The sequence below is a fragment of the Streptomyces sp. NPDC048612 genome (assembly GCF_043199295.1).
GTDB lineage: Bacteria > Actinomycetota > Actinomycetes > Streptomycetales > Streptomycetaceae > Streptomyces.
Window position 1 is genome coordinate 60,100 of record NZ_JBICVV010000026.1, and the last position, 15,057, is coordinate 75,156.

13 protein-coding genes are annotated in these 15,057 nt (G+C 72.3%); 7 read left to right on the top strand and 6 right to left on the bottom strand.

From position 1 onward, the window contains the following. Positions 1 to 211 precede the first annotated feature (211 nt). The 3 genes from ACGFN2_RS30435 to ACGFN2_RS30445 all read left to right on the top strand — a co-directional run bounded on the left by ACGFN2_RS30435 (position 212) and on the right by ACGFN2_RS30445 (position 4,740). On the top strand, positions 212 to 3,499 hold the full coding sequence (locus tag ACGFN2_RS30435; RefSeq protein ID WP_393365774.1) for a sacsin N-terminal ATP-binding-like domain-containing protein: 3,288 nt from the start codon (positions 212 to 214) through the stop codon (positions 3,497 to 3,499). Positions 3,500 to 3,691: 192 nt separating this feature from the next. Beyond that, positions 3,692 to 4,039 carry a PadR family transcriptional regulator gene (locus ACGFN2_RS30440; protein WP_362609461.1) on the top strand — a complete coding sequence of 116 codons (348 nt, stop codon included), beginning with the start codon at positions 3,692 to 3,694 and terminating at the stop codon, positions 4,037 to 4,039. Beyond that, a complete protein-coding gene (locus ACGFN2_RS30445; RefSeq protein WP_393365777.1) occupies positions 4,036 to 4,740 on the top strand; it encodes a hypothetical protein in 705 nt (234 codons plus the stop codon). Before ACGFN2_RS30440 ends, ACGFN2_RS30445 begins: the two co-directional genes overlap by 4 nt. Positions 4,741 to 4,900: 160 nt before the next feature. Here ACGFN2_RS30445 and ACGFN2_RS30450 read toward each other — a convergent pair whose 3' ends face one another. The 5 genes from ACGFN2_RS30450 to ACGFN2_RS30470 form a co-directional block, all read right to left on the bottom strand. Continuing rightward, positions 4,901 to 5,569 (bottom strand): YdcF family protein, encoded by a 669-nt coding sequence (locus ACGFN2_RS30450; protein WP_362609466.1) that lies wholly within the window; start codon positions 5,567 to 5,569, stop codon positions 4,901 to 4,903. Between the two features lie 15 nt (positions 5,570 to 5,584). Further along, positions 5,585 to 6,685, bottom strand: a complete 1,101-nt coding sequence (locus ACGFN2_RS30455; RefSeq protein ID WP_362609469.1) for a hypothetical protein — start codon at positions 6,683 to 6,685, stop codon at positions 5,585 to 5,587. A gap of 525 nt (positions 6,686 to 7,210) precedes the next feature. Continuing rightward, on the bottom strand, positions 7,211 to 7,396 hold the full coding sequence (locus ACGFN2_RS30460) for a hypothetical protein (RefSeq protein WP_362609472.1): 186 nt from the start codon (positions 7,394 to 7,396) through the stop codon (positions 7,211 to 7,213). A gap of 89 nt (positions 7,397 to 7,485) precedes the next feature. Beyond that, entirely contained in the window at positions 7,486 to 9,900 is a 2,415-nt protein-coding gene (locus ACGFN2_RS30465; RefSeq protein WP_393365780.1) for an HAD-IC family P-type ATPase, read from the bottom strand. A gap of 77 nt (positions 9,901 to 9,977) precedes the next feature. Next, positions 9,978 to 10,235 (bottom strand): DUF2530 domain-containing protein, encoded by a 258-nt coding sequence (locus ACGFN2_RS30470; protein ID WP_362609477.1) that lies wholly within the window; start codon positions 10,233 to 10,235, stop codon positions 9,978 to 9,980. A 305-nt stretch (positions 10,236 to 10,540) separates the two neighbouring features. Between ACGFN2_RS30470 and ACGFN2_RS30475 the strand changes: the two genes are divergently transcribed. Continuing rightward, the gene (locus ACGFN2_RS30475) at positions 10,541 to 12,013 is read left to right on the top strand and encodes an NCS2 family permease (RefSeq protein WP_393365782.1); all 1,473 of its coding nucleotides are present in this window, start codon (positions 10,541 to 10,543) and stop codon (positions 12,011 to 12,013) included. Here the strand turns inward: ACGFN2_RS30475 and ACGFN2_RS30480 are convergent. Then, positions 12,006 to 12,197: a hypothetical protein gene (locus tag ACGFN2_RS30480; protein ID WP_362609481.1), complete on the bottom strand. Its 192-nt coding sequence runs from the start codon at positions 12,195 to 12,197 to the stop codon at positions 12,006 to 12,008. The two genes, ACGFN2_RS30475 and ACGFN2_RS30480, sit on opposite strands and share 8 nt — an antisense overlap. A 130-nt stretch (positions 12,198 to 12,327) precedes the next feature. Here ACGFN2_RS30480 and ACGFN2_RS30485 point away from each other — a divergent pair, with 130 nt between their 5' ends. The 3 genes from ACGFN2_RS30485 (at position 12,328) to thpR (ending at position 14,892) form a co-directional block, all read left to right on the top strand. Further along, entirely contained in the window at positions 12,328 to 12,792 is a 465-nt protein-coding gene (locus tag ACGFN2_RS30485) for a MarR family winged helix-turn-helix transcriptional regulator (protein WP_393365785.1), read from the top strand. A 28-nt stretch (positions 12,793 to 12,820) separates the two neighbouring features. Beyond that, positions 12,821 to 14,245 (top strand): MFS transporter, encoded by a 1,425-nt coding sequence (locus tag ACGFN2_RS30490; protein WP_393365787.1) that lies wholly within the window; start codon positions 12,821 to 12,823, stop codon positions 14,243 to 14,245. A 77-nt stretch (positions 14,246 to 14,322) separates the two neighbouring features. After that, on the top strand, positions 14,323 to 14,892 hold the full coding sequence (gene thpR, locus ACGFN2_RS30495) for an RNA 2',3'-cyclic phosphodiesterase (RefSeq protein ID WP_393365789.1): 570 nt from the start codon (positions 14,323 to 14,325) through the stop codon (positions 14,890 to 14,892). Positions 14,893 to 15,057 lie beyond the last annotated feature (165 nt).

Consider the following 15,057-nt stretch of genomic DNA (forward strand, 5'->3'; position numbering starts at 1 on the left):
GTGGGTGTTCGGACGTAAAGCGAAGCAGTCCGAACACCCACCCCGGAGCCCCCGCCACCGGCACCCACCACAAACCGGGGGCCCCACCCCAAACACCCCACCCCCTCCCGCCGCCAGGCGGGAAAACAATCCACAGGCCGGGACACGGCGCCGCACCCCACAACGTGGGGCGATACCGTCGGCCCACCGACATACGTGAGGGAGACCGACAGTGACAGCAACGTCGTGGGTGCGAGGCGCAGCCGGAGACCCGTTCGGGACGGCGCGGCTGCGGCGTGGGGTGCTGGATGCCTGGGCCGCCTCGCCGGCCCGGTTCCGGGAGGACGCGAACGCCGAGGAGGACCTCGCGCTCGGCGGCTACCGTGACCGGCTCGCGGTGGAGCTGGCGCAGAACGCGGCGGACGCGGCGGCCCGCGCCGGTGTCCCCGGCCGCCTCCGGCTGACCCTGCATGCGGCCGACGGCGACGCGCCCGCCGTACTTGTCGCGTCCAACACCGGTGCCCCGCTGGACGCCACCGGCGTGGAGTCGCTGTCCACGCTGCGGGCCTCCGCGAAGCGGGAGCCGAGTGTGGCGGCCGGTGCGGTCGGCCGGTTCGGGGTGGGCTTCGCCGCGGTGCTGTCGGTGAGTGACGAGCCGGCGCTGGTGGGCCGTACCGGCGGCGTCCGCTGGTCGCTGGCCGAGGCGCGGGCGATGGCCGGGGAGGTGGCGGCGCACAGCCCCGGCCTGGGCGGTGAGTTGCGCCGCCGGGACGGGCATGTCCCGCTGCTGCGGCTGCCGCTGCCCGCTGAGGGCGGGGCGCCCGAGGGGTATGACACCGCCGTCGTGCTGCCGCTGCGGGACGTCGCGGCGCAGGATCTCGCCGAGCGGCTGCTGACCGGGATCGACGCGGCGCTGCTGCTGACGCTGCCGGGGCTGGCCGAGGTCGTGGTCGAGACCCCGGAGGGCGTACGGGAGTTGCGGCGCAGCCAGGACGGGCCGTACGTCCTGATCGAGGACAGCGAGCGGGGCGCCACCCGGTGGCGGGTGGCGAGCGACGGCGGCCCGCTGGACCCGGCGCTGCTGGCGGACCGGCCGGTCGAGGAGCGGCTGCGCCCGGCGTGGTCGGTGACCTGGGCGGTGCCCGTCGACGGTGCGGGCGCGCCGGTGCGGCCGGGGACCGCGGCGGTGGTGCACGCTCCGACGCCGACGGACGAGCCGCTGGGGCTGCCCGCGCTGCTGATCGCGTCGTTCCCGCTGGAGCCGACCCGGCGGCATGTCGCGCCGGGCGCGCTGACGGACTTCCTGGTGGGCCGGGTGGCCGCGACGTACACGGCGCTGATGGGCGAGTGGCAGCCGGTGTCCGTCGGCACCCTCGACCTGGTGCCGGGCCCGCTGGGCAAGGGCGGGCTGGACGGTGAGCTGCGCCGGCAGGTGCTGGAACTGCTGCCGCGGGTGCGGTTCCTGCCGAGTGCGGCCGCCGGGCGGCAGGCCGAGCCCGAGGCGCCCGAGGTGGCGGCGGCGGACGAGTGGGACGCGGGCGACGGCGGGGTGGACCGTCATGTCCTGCGCCCGGTGGACGCCGAGTTGGTGGAGGGCGCGGGCGCCGCGGCCGTGGGCGTGCTGGCCGAGCTGTTCCCCAGCCTGCTGCCGGCCGGGCTCGAACGCCGCCCGGAGCTGCGGGCGTTGGGCGTGGCCCGGGTGCCGCTCGGCGAGATGATCGACCGGCTGGCGGGCGTCGAACGGTCCCCCGGCTGGTGGTGGCGGCTCTACGACGCGCTGGCCGGCACCGACCCGGACCGCCTCAGCGGGCTGCCGGTACCGCTGGCGGGCGCGGCCGGCCAGGGGCCCGGCGGGGCGGACGGCGGTGTACGGACCACGATCGGACCGCGCCAGGTGCTGCTGCCGCTGCCCGGCGGCGGCCCCGGGGAGGACGCCGCGGCACGGCACCGTACGCTCGCCCGCCTCGGCTTGAAGGTGGCGCACCCCGACGCGGTGCATCCGCTGCTGGAGAAGCTGGGCGCCACCCCCGCCGCCCCGCGCGCCGTGCTGACCACGCCTCAGGTGCGGGCGGCCGTGGCGAACTCCCTGGAGGCCGACGAGGACGCGTACGACGTCTTCGCCGACGAGCTGGGCGGCGGGCCGGGGGCGCCGCTGGGCACCGAGGAGCTGGCGGAGACGGTGCTCGGCCTGGTCCGGGACGCCAACCTCGCGCCGGGCGACGAGCCCTGGCTCGGGGCGCTCGCGCTGCCCGACGAGGACGGCGAGCTGGCGCCGGCGGGCGAGCTGGTGTTCCCCGGCAGCGCCTTCGAGCGCGTCATCCGGGAGGGCGAGATCGCCGCCTGTGACGCGGAGTGGGCCGAGCGGTGGGGCGAGCAGCCGCTGACGGCGGTGGGCGTGCTGGCGGCCTTCGCGCTGGTGCGGGCCACCGACGTGGTGCTCGACCCGGACGAGATGGAGCCGCGGGAGGGCGACTTCGCCGAGCCCGACGACGTGGGCCTGCTGGACGCGGTGGACGTCTGGTGCGAGGACATCCTCGACACCCTGCCGGAGACCCCGGTCCCCCCGGTGGTGACCGAGCTGGTCGCCGTCCGCGATCTCGACCTGGTCGACGACGACGCCTGGCCGCAGGTGCTGGCGATGCTGTCCCAGCCGCCGCTGCGCGACGCGCTGACCGCGCCCGTACGCGTCCTGCTCCCGGACGGCACCACCGAATCCGTCCGCCCCTACACCGCCTGGTGGCTGCGCGGGCACCCGGTGCTGGACGGCCGCCGGCCCGCCGGTCTGCGGTCGGCCGGCGGCGACCCGCTGCTGGCCGGGCTGTACGAGTCCGCCGACGCGGGCGACGTCGACGCCCAGGTGCTGCGGGCCCTCGGTGTCCGCACCTCCGTCGCCGCCCTCCTCGACGAGCCGGGCGGCGCCGCGGAACTGCTGGCCCGGCTCGCCGACCCGGACCTGACCGTCGGCGCCGCCCAACTGCACGCGGTCTACGGCCTGCTGGCGGATCTGGACCCCGACCAGGTGACCCTGCCGGACGAGCTGCGGACCGTGCGCGACCAGGAGGTGCGGGTGGTCGACGCGGCCGACGCCGTGGTCGCCGACGCCCCGGACCTGGTGCCGCTGGCTGCCGGCCACGCCCTCCTCCCGGTGCGCCCGGCCCGCGCCGCCGCACTCGCGGAGCTGCTCCAGGTGCGCCGCCTGAGCGAGGCGGTCAGCGCCGAGGTCCGCTCCGAGGGCGTCCGGCACGAGGTCCCCGAGGCCGTCCGCACCCTGCTCGGCCCCGCCACCCCCGACACCTACCTGGAGCACGAGGAACTCCTCGTCGGCGACGGCCCCGACGACACCGCCGAACTGGACTGGCGCCACACCCCCGACGGCACCCTCCACGCCGCCACCCTGGAGGGCGTCGCAGCGGGCCTGGCCTGGGCGGCCGGCCAGTGGCCCCGCCGCTTCGAGGTCGCGGCCCTCCTGGAGGACCCGGACCGGGGGGACGAGCTGGCGCGGGCGCGCTGGTTCGACTGAGGAGGGATCGCCGGGCGGCCCGGTAACGACGGGGCCGCCCGCCGACGGCTCAGGGGTCGGGGCGCGAAGGCGCGGCTGAGGGCCGCTCCCATGCCCTGGGCGCGCGGCCTTCCACTTTGCTACCTTGCACTGCACTAGCTTGCACTGCACTAGCTTGTGGTGCATGACTCATGCTGTGTAAGGTACTGGCTCATGGAAGAGGCTTCTACCCCCCGCGCTCAGTGGCTGCGAGGGGTGCTGGACATGTGTCTGCTGGCACTGATGGCGGAGTCCCCGGTCTACGGCTACGAGCTGACCGTCCGGCTGGCCAAGGCCGGGCTGGAGGTCGCGGACGGGTCGATCTACCCGGCGCTGGCGCGCCTGCGCAAGCGTGAGCTGGTCGAGGTGGAGCGCCGCAGCGGGGACGGCGGACCCACCCGTACCTACTACCGCCCCAGCGAAGCGGGCATGCAGACGCTCCGGTCGTGGAGCCGCGACTGGAACGAACTCGCTGCGAGCATCGGCTGCATCATCAACCAGAGCGCAAGGAAAGAACCATGACGCTGACCATCGAGAACGCGATCCAGCAGGCCGAACAGACCTGGCACCGCCTCGGCGTCGACAAGGCCGCGGCCGCCGAGATGGCGGAGGAGCTGAGCGCGGACCTGGTCGCCGCCGCCGACGACGGACGGTCGGTCACCGACTACATCGGCGGGGACATAGCGGCGCTGGCGACCTCCTGGGCGGTGGAACGCGACCTGCTGCCCGCACAGCACCAGCGCCTGAGGGAGACCGCCATCGCGGCGGCCAGTGGCGCCGCCCTGCCCGCCCTGTTCGCCGTGCTCCTGTGCTGGGTGTCCTGGTCCCACCTCCTGGACCCCTGTACCGGCTGGGGGACGGGGCCCGACGGAGAGGTGCTCGGCTGCCGCACCACCGTCGACGCCTGGTGGATGTGGGCGGGCTGGGTGCTGTGCGCTGCCGCGGCCTACGGGCTGGTCCTCCGCAGCGTGTCATGCGCTCTTGCCGACCACCAGGCGGCCGGGCGCGAGGCCACCCGGCGGCAGCTCATCAAGACGCTGCCGCTCATCGTGCCGGCAGCCGCACTGGTCGGTGGCGGCATAGGGCTGCTCGGCTCGATCGTCTTCGGGTATTTCGCCATCCTCGCCTTCCCCGTGGCACTCGTGGCCATGCCCGCCGCAGTCGCGGCCGGCGCCACCTGGGTCCGGCACCGCAGCTGCCCCCCGGTGGACACGACCAGCTGACCCCAGACCGCGGACGCCGGGCCCCGGCCGGCCTTTGGTTGTGTACGGCGCCGCGCCTCAGTTGCCGAACGCGCCGTCCTTGACGGCGTCGACGAAGGAGGCCCGTAGCTGCTGAGAGCGGGGGCGGCACCGTCACACCGGGGGCCGCCGCGCCGGCGGATCAGGGGGCGAGCAGCCGGCTGGTGAAGCCGTCGCGGACGAGTGAGGCGTAGGCGGACCGTACGTCCTCCGGCACCTGCTGCTCGATGGCGAAGCCGAGCCCCGGGTACTCGATCACCCGCTGGAGATCGCCGACGAGCTGGTCCGTGACGTGCCGCTCGTCGCCGATGTGCTTGAGGTAGTCGTCGAACTCCAGTGGCTCCGACGCACAGATCACCTCGACCTCGGGCCACAGCTTGCGGGCGGTCGCGAAGGCCCGTCGCTCCATGTAGGGCATGCACACCAGCAGCACCGTGGCAGGGGTGATGCCGGCGGCGGCCAGCACCTCCCGGGAGAAGGCGATGTTCTGGCCGGTGTTGCGCGCCGCGGGCTCCAGCAGAACGGCCTCGTCCGGCACCCCGAGTTCCAGCGCGTGCTCCCGGAAGTGGACTGCCTCGCCCCGCGGAAAGCGTTCCGGGGCGGTGGGGTTGGGACCGCCGGTGAAGACCAGGGTGGGGAAGAGCCCCGCGCGGTACAGCCGGGCGCAGAAGGCGGGCACCCCGAGATCGTGACTGCCCAGCCCGATCGCCGCATCGGCCGGCCGGACGTCATGGTGCATCCGGTGGTAGCCCCAGATCACCTCGGCCCACCGCCGCTGATCGTCGGTAAGGCCCCGCTGGTTGTCCGTCACGCTGGTTCTCCCTGGTCACCGTCGCCGGGGGCAGGAATGTCCCTCGGTCGCCTTGCGGATGCTCTCGATGCTGTGGAGCTGGTGGCTGAGGCCGAACCTGGCGGCCAGCCTCGCGGCGCCGTCGAGCGCACGCAGCCCATCATCCCGGGTGGACGGATCGGACAGCAGGATGTGACCGTGAGCGGTGTCGGACCGCACACGCTGCATCGGCGAGTTGCCCACACCGGCATTGCGGGCGATCTCCATGAAGTGCAGGGCGGAGCCGAGGTCGTTGGCGCCGCGATGGGCGAGGGCGACCTTTTGGTGTGCGACCGACCAGTCCTCGGGTTCGGACAGGTCCTCGAACTCGCGAGTCGTGGCCAGTATGACGCGGGCGGCATAGTCGTGATGGCCGTCCTTGCTCAGCGAGGTTCCCACCCACAACCTCGCACGGGCTCGGTCACGGCGGGAAAGGCGGTCGTCCACGGCGAGGGCCTCGTAGCGGCGGGCGGCAGTCTGCAGCCTGCCGGCCATCTCCGCGACCACTGCCAGGGACAGATCGATCTGGGCGATCCGTCGGGGGATGTCGAGCTGGGTGAAGACCGAGTGGGCATCGGCGTAGCAGTGCTCTGCCGACAGGGGCCCGATCACGGCGCCCTGATCGCGTCGCAGGTCGCCGAGCAGGGCGGTGGCCCGGGCGAACAAGTAAAGGCCCCTGTCGTCCAGGTCCGCCACCTCGCAGCGAGCCAGCCATCGATTCAGCAGGTCGTCGGCGAACACGAAGTTCTGCTGGGACAGGGCGACGAAGGCCCGTTCCAGATCGTCGGTCCACGATTCGTACTCACACGCCCGCGGGCCGGTGACCGCTGTCCGGCGGCTCATGCCGGATGCTGCGGGACGCCCGCCCGAGAGGTTCGCCTCGAAGCGCAGATGCGCCGCGGCGTCCGCGCGGGCCAGCGCAGTATCCAGAATGGCCTGGGTGTCAGGGCGCGGTTCGGTGCTTGCGAGCAGCTTCTCCCACTTTGAGACGGTGCGGATGCCGACGCCCAGATGTTCGGCGAATGCCCGGACGCTCATCCGCAGGGCGTGGCGAAGGGCTCGGGCCTCCCGGCCGGTCCAGCGGTGCACGGACGCCACGCATTGCTCCCTTCCGTTCGCCATGGAAGCACGAAGCGTGCGGCTCGGGGGACGGAAGTGCCACGGAAGGGCAACAGCGGTTCATTTCCCTACTGCTGATGTGGTGTCAGTCTCGAACGGTCACTTCCGGACAGCCTGCATCAACCATCGTCGGCTGCTCACATTCCATACCGCGAACCCTGGGAGTTGAGGTCATGAACGAAGCCGCCCCTCGTCTGCTGCCGTGGTCGAGTCCCAACGGCAGTCCTTGCTACTTGCTGGGAGACGGGACTGGGCCGGTCGCCCGCGTCGCCGATGACATCGAACGCTTGCAGATCGGTATGGCTGACGAATTGCTCGACCATGCGGACTACCTGCTGACCGGAGACCAGGCCAGCAGCCGGGAGCTGCGGTTTCTCGCCCGGGGGCTGACGTGCGCCCTGCGGGACGTGCGTCGCGTGGCGGAGAGCAGGGGAGCACGTCTCACCGGGGCGGGGCAGGAGCCCTGCGTGGACCGTGGAGGAGAGGAGCTACCCCACCCGCCCCTCAGTCCGAGCTGAACTTCCTCACCAGTGACCAGATGACCGCGACCACGCCGACGGTCAGGAGCAGCCACTCCCACCAGGCCATGACGCCGTTGCCGCCGTAGGAGCTGCCGCCGGAGTGGTAGTGGTGGGAGTGATGAGTGCGGGCCAGTACCTCGTAGGTGAGGCCGGCGGTGTGGGAGGTCATGAGGCGGAGAGTAGGCGGCGGGGCGGGGGGTGGCCATGGTGGCGCGGGTTCTGTGACCGGGCCGATACGGGGTGGGTGGCGGTTGCGGGTCAGGCCGGGAAGCGGCGGGACACCAGGCGCCAGGCGAGTTCCAGCAGCACGGCGGCCACCAGGGCGATGGCCACCGCCACCCAGGGCATCGTCGTGCCGACCAGGCGGAGGGCGAAGAAGGTCTGGAGTGCGGGGGTGACCAGGACGATGAGGAAGGCCAGGCCCATGGCCAGGACCAGGGCGATCCGCCACCAGGTGTAAGGGCGGGCGATGATCACCAGGACCCAGATCGCGGTGAGGAAGAGGGTCAGCGTCGCCGCGCTGGTCTCGGCGGGCAGGGCGTCCGGACCGGTGTAGTAGCCGCGGGCGAGCAGGTAGGTGGCGAAGGCGGCGGTGCCCGCGATGAGGCCGGAGGGGATGGCGTAGCGCATCACCCGGCGGACGAAGTGCGGGCGGGCGCGTTCCTTGTTGGGGGCCAGGGCGAGGAAGAACGCGGGGACGCCGATGGTGAGGGTGGAGAGCAGGGTCAGGTGCCGGGGGAGGTAGGGGTAGGGGATCTGCCAGCAGGCGACCAGGATCGCGAGGAGGACGGAGTAGACCGTCTTGGTGAGGAAGAGGGTGGCGACGCGGGTGATGTTGCCGATGACCCGGCGGCCCTCGGCGACGACGGACGGCAGCGTCGCGAAGCTGTTGTTGAGCAGGACGATCTGGGCGACGGCGCGGGTCGCCTCGGAGCCGGAGCCCATCGCGACGCCGATGTCGGCGTCCTTGAGGGCCAGTACGTCGTTGACGCCGTCGCCGGTCATCGCGACGTTGTGGCCGCGGGACTGGAGCGCGGCGACCATGTCCCGCTTCTGCTGCGGGGTGACCCGGCCGAACACCGCGCCCGCCTCGATCCCGTCCGCCATCGCGTCCCGGTCGCCGGGCAGGGCGCGCGCGTCCACCGGGGCGTCCGCGCCGGGCAGTCCCAGCGCGCCGGCCACCGCGCCCACCGACACCGCGTTGTCGCCGGAGAGCACCTTGGCCCGGACGCCCTGCTCCTCGAAGTAGCGCAGGGTGTCGGGAGCGTCCGGGCGCAGCCGCTGTTCCAGGACGACCAGCGCGGTGGGCCGGACGCCCCGGGTGACCTCGGGGTCGTCGAGGGCGCGTACGGCACGGGCCAGCAGCAGGACGCGGAGCCCGCGGGCGTTGAGGGTGTCGGTCTCGGTGAGCCGGTGGTCGCCGGGCGGCAGCAGGACGTCCGGGGCGCCGAGCAGCCAGGTGGTGTTCTCGCCGTCCGGGCCGTTGAAGGACGCACCGCTGTATTTGCGGGCGGAGGAGAACGGCAGTGACTGGACGCAGCGCCAGCCCCCGTCCGCCGGATAGGCCGCGATGACCGCCTGGAGGGAGGCGTTGGGCCGCGGGTCGGACTCGCCGAGCGCGCCCAGCACCTGCCGGACGTACGCCTCGTCGCCGTCGAGTGTCCGCAGCCCGTGCACGTCCATGCCGCCCTCGGTGAGGGTGCCGGTCTTGTCCAGGCAGACCACATCGACCCGGGCCAGCCCCTCGATCGCGGGCAGCTCCTGTACCAGGCACTTCTTGCGGCCGAGCCGGATGACGCCGATGGCGAAGGCGACGGAGGTGAGCAGCACCAGGCCCTCCGGGATCATCGGCACGATGCCTGCCACCATGCGGCGGATGGCGGCGTCGCCGGGCAGTCCGAGGGTGAGCAGATGGCTGAGGATCAGGCCGATCGCCGTCGGGATCATCATCCAGGTCACGTACTTGAGAATCTGGCTGATGCCGGTCCGCAGTTCGGAGTGGACCAGGGTGAACCGGCTGGCCTCCTCGGCGAGCTGGGCCGCGTACGCCTGCCGGCCGACCTTGGTCGCGGTGAAGGCGCCGCCGCCCGCCACGACGAAGCTGCCGGACATCACCTGGTCGCCGGGCTTCTTGAGCACCGGGTCGGCCTCGCCGGTCAGCAGCGACTCGTCGATCTCCAGGCTGTCGCTCTCCCGCACCTCGCCGTCGACGACGACCTTGTCGCCGGGCCCGAGTTCGATGACGTCGTCGAGCACCACCGCGGAGGTGGGGATCTCCGCGGTGACCCCGTCCCGGCGGACGGCGGGTCTGGCCTCGCCGATGACCGCCAGGTTGTCCAGGGTCTTCTTGGCGCGCAGCTCCTGGACGATGCCGATCCCGGTGTTGGCGACGATCACGAACCCGAACAGGCCGTCCTGGATCGGCCCCACGATCAGGATGATCACGAAGAGCACGCCGATGATGGCGTTGAAGCGGGTGAAGACATTGGCCCGGACGATCTCGGCGGCCGAGCGGGAGGACCGTACGGGGACGTCGTTGACCTCTCCCCGGGCGACCCGTTCCGCGACCTCGGCGGCGGTCAGTCCGGGGGTGACCGGTTCCCTGGCGGCCCGGCGGGCGGGCTCGCCGCCCGGCCCGGAGTGCTCGGCGTCGGTCCTCGCCCGCTCCGTCATGCCCTCGACGTTACGGGCGGAATGCGCACTTCACCCGCCGACGGGCGGGCGCCGGGGGTGGCCCCCAGGGGTGCGGCTCAGGAGCGGTCGGCCGCCGCGGCGCGCTTGAGGGCGGCGTCCCGTCCGCGGACGTACCAGATGCCCACCAGTCCCAGACCGGCGCCGGCCAGGCAGGTCCAGACCCACCAGGCGTGGCCGTTGTCGGCGAACCAGCCGTAGAAGGGGAGCTGGCCGAGGAAGAGCACGAACCAGATGATGGTGCCGCCGGTGACCGTGCCGACGACGGGGCCTTCGAGAGGCGCCGGGGCCTCGCGCAGTTCGGACTTCTTCCACATGGTGCTCAGCTTACGGGGGGCCGGTGACGGCGCCACGAGCGGCGCTGGGCAGCGGGCCGGCGGGGGGCCGGTGGTGGGGAAACGGTGGTGGGGGAGGGGCGGGGCGTCGCCCGGGTCCCCTGTGCCGCCACGGGTCTACGCGCGGAGATAGCGATCACCGAATTGTTTATTCATACTGAACCTTTCTGGATGCGGCTGGTTTCGATCGTTGGTTCCTCCAACCTGATCCAGTTGATCCTCTCCTGTTCTGTTCCGGGCCCTCGGGCCCCCGCGCCTGCCCAGGCCCGTCCGACTGAGGTCCCCGCATGCCCTCCTCGGCCATCCCGCCGGTCGATGCCCTTCTGCACCAGGGCCCGAAGCCTCCCAAGAACGGCTTCGACCGCTTCTTCAAGATCTCCGAACGGGGGTCGACGGTCGGCCGCGAACTGCGCGGCGGTCTGGCGACGTTCTTCGCGATGGCCTACATCATCGTGCTGAACCCGATCATTCTCGGCGCCGGAGTCGACAAGTACGGCCAGCACCTCGACAACGCCCAGCTGGTCACCGCCACCGCGCTGATGGCCGGGCTGACCACCGTCCTGATGGGCGTCATCGGCAACGTCCCGATCGCCATCGCCGCCGGGCTCGGCATCAACGCCGTGGTGGCGCTGCAGCTCGCCCCCAAGATGAGCTGGCCGGACGCGATGGGCATGGTCGTGCTCGCGGGTCTGATGCTGATGATCCTGGTCGCCTCGGGTCTGCGGCAGCGGGTGATGGACGCGATCCCCAACGGGCTGCGGCGGGCCATCGCCATCGGCATCGGCCTGTTCATCTCGCTGATCGGCCTGGTCGACGCGGGCTTCGTGACCCGTAACCCGGACGCCGCGCACACCACCGTCCCGATGGGCCTGGGGCAGGGCGGACAGCTCAAGGGCTGGCCGGTGCTGGTCTTCGTCATCGGTCTCGGGCTGATGTTCGTCCTGATCGTGCGCAAGGTCAGGGGCGCGATCCTGATCGGCATGGTCTCGATGGCCGTGCTCGCGATCGTCATCAACGCGCTCCTCGATATCCCGGACGCGGCCTGGGGCCTGGCGGTCCCCAACGTCCCGGAAAAGATCATCGACACCCCGGACTTCGGCCTGATCGGTCAGATCAGCCTCTTCGGCGGCTTCCAGGAAGTCGGGCTGCTGACCGGCTGCCTGTTCGTCTTCACCGTGCTGCTCTCCGGCTTCTTCGACGCGATGGGCACCATCATCGGCGTCGGCGAGGAGGCCGGGCTGCTGGACAACGAGACCGGGCAGCTGCCGAACATGGGCCGCATCCTGATGGTCGACGGCATCGCGGTCGCGGGCGGCGGCTTCGGCTCCGCCTCCGCCAACACCTGCTTCGTGGAGTCCACCGCCGGTGTCGGCGAGGGTGCCCGCACCGGTCTCGCCAACCTGATGACCGGCGGTCTCTTCCTGCTCGCGCTGGTCTTCACGCCGCTGGCGACGGTCGTCCCCGCGCAGGCCGCGACGCCCGCGCTGGTGGTCGTCGGCTTCCTGATCATGGCCTCGAACGTGCAGGCCATCGACTGGGGCGACTTCACCGTCGGCATCCCGGCGTTCCTGACGGTCGTCTCGATGCCGTTCACCTACAGCATCACCAACGGCATCGGCATCGGCGTGCTGGCCTTCATCCTGCTGCGCGCGACGACCGGCCGGGTCAAGGAGATCCCCTGGCTGCTGAACGCCGTGGGCGTCTGCTTCCTGGTCTACTTCCTGCTCGACCCGATCGAGCAGGCCCTCGGGGTCAAGTAGCCGGCCAGCGGACTCCCAGCTTCTCCGTCTCGTCGACGGAGGACTGGAACCGCTCGTCGAAGTCCTCACGAATGAGCGTCCGGACCACATAGTCCTGGACGCTCATTCCGCGTTTTGCGGCGTGCTGCCGGATGCGCTCCAGCAGTTCCCCGTCCACCCGCAGGCTGAGTACGTGCGATCCCATCCGCACACGGTCCCGTCCGTACGCGGTCAGGCGCGTCACTTTCGGCTGCGTCCTCACTCATATGGGTGACTCGGGGCGGAAGGCCACCCCTGGCTTTCCTTAGAGAGGGTAATGAGTTATGCTAAAGACCATGCCGGAACTGTCCCCCCTCCAGCCCGACGGGCCGGAGGTGCCTCCTGACGACGCGGCCGCGGTGAACGCGCTGCGGTCCGCCGTGATGCGTCTGTCGCGCCGCCTCAAGCACCAGCGGGTCGACGAGTCGCTGAGCCCCACCGAGATGTCGGTGCTCGGCACCCTCTTCCGCTGCGGCAGTGCCACCCCCGGCGAGCTGGCCCGCAAGGAGCATGTGCAGCCGCCGTCGATGACCCGCATCGTGGCCATGCTGGAGGCCAAGGGACTGGTCCGGCTCGAAGCCCACCCCGACGACCGCCGCCAGAAGGTCGTCACGCAGACCGAGCAGGCCGAGGCGATGCTGGAGGAGAGCCGCCGCAAGCGCAACGCCTGGCTCGCCGAGCTGGCCTCCGGGCTGGACGCGGACGAGTGGGCGAAGGTGCGGGCCGCCGCGCCCGTGCTGGAGAAGCTCGCACAGTTGTAGACCCCGAGGCCGAGGAGGCGAACCCACTTTGAGTACGGGACCCGGAGCACACTCCGCCCCCGCACCGAACTCCCACGACGACACGGTTTCCGACGACGCGACCGCGACCACTCCGGGCACCGCCCCGGACGTCGCCGCAGGCCCCGCCGCCACACCGCGCAAGGGCACGTTCAGTTCACTCCGTATCCGTAACTACCGCCTCTTCGCCACCGGCCAGATGGTGTCCAACACGGGCACCTGGATGCAGCGCATCGCCCAGGACTGGTTGGTGCTCAGCCTCACCGGCTCGTCCACCGCGGTCGGCATCACCACCGCGCTGCAGTTCCTGCCGATGCTGCTCTTCGGCCTCTACGGCGGCGTGATCGCCGACCGCTTCGCCAAGCGCCGGCTGCTGCTCGTCACCCAGTCCGCCATGGGCCTCACCGGCCTCGCCCTCGCCGCGCTGACGCTCAGCGGCCAGGTGCAGGTCTGGCACGTCTACCTCATCGCCTTCGCCCTCGGCCTGGTCACCGTCCTCGACAACCCCGCCCGGCAGGCCTTCGTCTCCGAGATGGTCGGCCAGGACGAGCTGCGCAACGCCGTCAGCCTCAACTCCGCCAACTTCCAGTCCGCGCGGCTCATCGGGCCCGCCGTCGCCGGTGTCCTGATCACCGCCTTCGGCAGCGGCTGGGCCTTCCTGCTCAACGGCCTCTCGTTCCTCGCCCCGCTCGCCGGCCTGCTGATGATGCGGACCGCCGAACTCCACAAGGTCGACCGGGTCCCGCGCAGCAAGGGCCAGCTGCGGGAGGGCCTGCGGTATGTGTCCGGCCGCCCCGAGCTGATCTGGCCGATCGTCCTGGTCGGCTTCATCGGCACCTTCGGCTTCAACTTCCCGATCTGGCTGACCGCGTTCGTCCACCACGTCTACCACCAGGGCGCGGGGACGTACTCCCTGTTCAACGGGCTGATGGCGGCCGGATCGCTGATCGGCGCGCTGCTCGCGGCCCGGCGGGCCAGCTCCCGGCTGCGGCTGCTGGTGGGCGCGGCGATGCTCTTCGGTGTCCTGGAGATCGCGGCCGCGCTCGCCCCGTCGTTCTGGGTCTTCGCGGGGCTGCTGGTGCTGATCGGCACGGTCGGTCTGACGATCAACGTCACGGCCAATTCGAGCGTCCAGATGGCCACCGATCCGCTGATGCGCGGCCGGGTGATGAGCCTGTTCATGATGGTCTTCGTGGGCGGCACCCCGCTCGGCGCACCCCTCGTCGGCTGGGTCACCGACACCCTCGGCCCGCGGACCGGCTTCCTGACGGGCGGGGTGGTCTCCCTGGCGTCCGCCGTCGTCATCGGGCTGGTCCTCGCCCGGGTGGGCGGTCTGCGCCTCAGGATCGACCTGCGCCGCGGCCGTCAGCACCTCGCCTTCGTGCCCCGGGACCCCGCCGCGTCCACGGAGCGTGAGCTGGCACCGGCGGCGTAGTGCACCCCGGCCCGGCTCCCGCGGGGGCCGGGCCGGCGCACGAGCCGGCCCGCGGTGTGCTGCGCCACACTGACCGCATGAGACTCTTCGCCGCCGTCCTGCCCCCCGCTCGCGCGATCGAGGAACTGGCCGCCGAGGTGGCGCGGTTGAAGCAGCTCCCGGCCGCCGACCGGCTGCGCTGGACCGGCCGCAACGGCTGGCACTTCACCCTCGCCTTCTACGGCGAGGTGCCCGAGGAGACCGTCCCCGAGCTGTCCGAGCGGCTGGGGCGCGCGGCCCGCCGCCGCGACCCCTACGAGCTGCGGATCGCGGGCGGCGGCCGCTTCTCGGACCGGGTGGTGTGGGCCGGGGCCGACGGCGACCGCCCCGCCATGCGCACGCTGGCCGACGCGGCCACCGCGGCGGGCCGCCGGGCCGGCCTCGCCATGGACGAGGAGCACCGCCCGTACACCCCGCACCTCACCCTCGCCCGGAACCGCGTCCCCGGCCTGGACCTGCGCCCGTACGCGACCGCCCTCAAGGACTTCGCCGGCACCGCCTGGACGGTCGGCGCCCTCGCCCTGGAGCGCAGCCATCCGCCCGCCCCCGGCGAGGCGGGCGCCCGGCCCCGGTACGAAACGCTGGACTCCTGGCCGCTGGGCCGCTGAAGCCCGCAGGGCCGCCCACCACCCGGCCCGCTGAAACGTTCGGGTCCGCCCCGGTTACGCTCAGAGGGTGGACCCCAAAACCCGTAACCGGATCATGTCCGGTCTGCTCGCCGTGCTGCTCGTCGTCGTGATCGTGGCGGCGGCGCTGCGCTGACGGCTGCCGCG